This window comes from Pelomonas margarita (assembly GCF_043555875.1).
Taxonomy (GTDB): Bacteria; Pseudomonadota; Gammaproteobacteria; order Burkholderiales; family Burkholderiaceae_C; genus Pelomonas; species Pelomonas margarita.
On sequence record NZ_JBIGHW010000043.1, the window covers coordinates 1 to 2,128 of the forward strand.

Sequence of the window (2,128 nt, forward strand, 5' to 3'; positions counted from 1 at the left end):
CACCCCCAGCGTCCACGATGACGCTGAAACAGCGTCCACGATCAGACTGAAACGCCGTCCACGATCACGCTGAAATCCCGTCCACCATCAGTCTGAAACGCCGTCCACGATGGGCTGAAATACGCACCCGGCTCGTTGCCGCCGCTCGATCGCATAGCGACCAAACTCCAGCAGCCGGGTCTTTTCCCCATGCAATTCGAGCGCGAACTGCTCGAATCGCTCTCGCATCGCGTCCCAGAACCGACGAGCATCAGTCTCGTGCTCGAAGCCCATGACCAGATCGTCGGCATACCTCACCACGATCATGTCGCCACAGGCCTCTCGCCGTCGCCATTGCCTCGCCCACAGGTCGAAGACGTAGTGCAGGTAGACGTTGGCCAGCAGCGGTGAGATCACCGCGCCTTGGGGCGTCCCCTGGTCACTGGCGCTCCAGTTCCCGTCTTCCAGAACGCCGGCCTTGAGCCACTTGCTCACCAGCCGGACGATGCGCTCGTCGCCAACCCGGTGCCTCACGAAGCGCAGCAACCATTGGTGGTCCACCGCGTCGAAGAAGCCCTTGATGTCGGCATCGAGAATCCAGTTCACCCGCTTGCCCTTGATCGCCACGCACAAGGCGTCCAACGCGTCGTGCTGCCCTCGTCCGGGCCGGAACCCGTATGAGAAGCCGAGGAAGTCTTCCTCGTAGATCGCGTTAAGCACGGTGACGACTGCACGCTGGACGATCTTGTCTTCCAGCGCGGCAATGCCCAGCGGGCGCTGCCGCCCGTCCGGCTTCGGAATGAACCGCCGCCTGACGGGCTGCGCCCGGTACGCGCCGCGATGGACCCGGCCGTGCAGTTCCTGAAGGCGCTCCTCCAGCCCTGACTCGTAGTCCGTCCACGTCACGCCGTCTACGCCCGGTGCGGCACGGCGCTTGAGCGCCAGGAACGCGTCGCGAAGCGCATCGATGGTGACGTGGTGCAGCAGCGCGGTGAACGCTTGCCTCTTCCTTTGCCTTGCGGCCTGTCGTACGCGTTCCAACCCCGGGGACACGCTATCGCGGCTCTGAGTCCGTCGCGTGTGTGGCTGGTCCGCGTTCCCCTTGGTCCCTGCCCTTTGCTCCACCTGCTCCGCCACCAGCGTGTTGGCTTTGTTCGCAGGCTTCACAGCTACTACGGCAGAGTCTGACTTCTCCCGCCCGTGCATCATCGGCTTCGGCTCCTCACCTTCCCGATGCGGGCCGTCGGCCGGTACTGGCGCCGACGGTCAAGCTGGAGATCTCCCGGTTCCCGTGCAAGGAGCGTGCATGCATGCCAGGGTCTTCGACCACGCCGGGTCGCACGGGCACTTGCGATGGCGCACCCATGCATGTTGCCTTCCGCGGATCGGACAGCGTCGGCACCCGGATCGAATTTCTTACGCGGCTCAATGGCTGGCCTGCATGTACCCCTGTCAACGCTTCACGTCGTACCTCGCGATACGCCGCGCATGACTCGGGGACAACATGGTTCGCTATGCCTTTGCTGTGAGGGACTTGCACCCTTTGCTCCTTGCCGGTCTCCCGGCGCTCCCGACCGAAAACTGAGCCGGCTCAAAGTTCGGTCGGCGCCAACAATCGGTGACCTGATCCAGTTCAAGGGCAGCCGAGGCAACCCCGTACACCCGCTGCAGACGAAGATGAACCGGGCGATCGCCACGCTGCGCTACAAGGTCGAGCAGGGCTTTGGCACGATGAAGCGGCGCTTCCACCTGAGCCGAGCGCGGTACTTTGGCGTATCCAAGACGCAAGCGCAGATGGTCTGGGCAGCACTCGGCGTGAACTTGCTCAAGGCGATGAGGAAGCTCCAAAGCGCTCAGCTGCAGCCGTGTCCAGGCAGTAGTCCGTCCTGAGGGGCCAAAGGCCCCGGGAAAGGGCTCGAAAAGCGCAGAAATGGACCGAAAACCCGATTCGAATTGCGTATTCCGAAATCCTCGACATCGCGACCTTCAACCTCGCCGCCGCAGGTCAGTCGTGCAGCGGTCTCATGTCTGAAGCGCGGCCGCCCTTGTGGCGCTACGCAGCGGAGAGCAGCAGAGTCAGCCCCAGATTCGCAAGAATTCCCGCAGCATTCGGCGAAGTGCCGTTGAGAGGGGGATCGATGTTCCCTGA

2 protein-coding genes are annotated in these 2,128 nt (G+C 63.4%); one reads left to right on the top strand and one right to left on the bottom strand.

Translation table 11 applies throughout. The features are described 5' to 3' along the window. Positions 1-87 precede the first annotated feature (87 nt). Entirely contained in the window at positions 88-1,146 is a 1,059-nt protein-coding gene (gene ltrA, locus ACG0Z3_RS23100; RefSeq protein ID WP_474101708.1) for a group II intron reverse transcriptase/maturase, read from the bottom strand. A 321-nt stretch (positions 1,147-1,467) separates the two neighbouring features. Between ltrA and ACG0Z3_RS23105 the strand changes: the two genes are divergently transcribed. Further along, positions 1,468-1,869 (top strand): transposase, encoded by a 402-nt coding sequence (locus ACG0Z3_RS23105; protein WP_394402390.1) that lies wholly within the window; start codon positions 1,468-1,470, stop codon positions 1,867-1,869. The last annotated feature ends 259 nt before the right edge of the window (positions 1,870-2,128 follow it).

Coding starts and splice junctions, on each gene's coding strand:
- ACG0Z3_RS23105 (WP_394402390.1), top strand. CDS start 1,468: ATGACTCGGGGACAACATGGTTCGCTATGCCTTTGCTGTGAGGGACTT.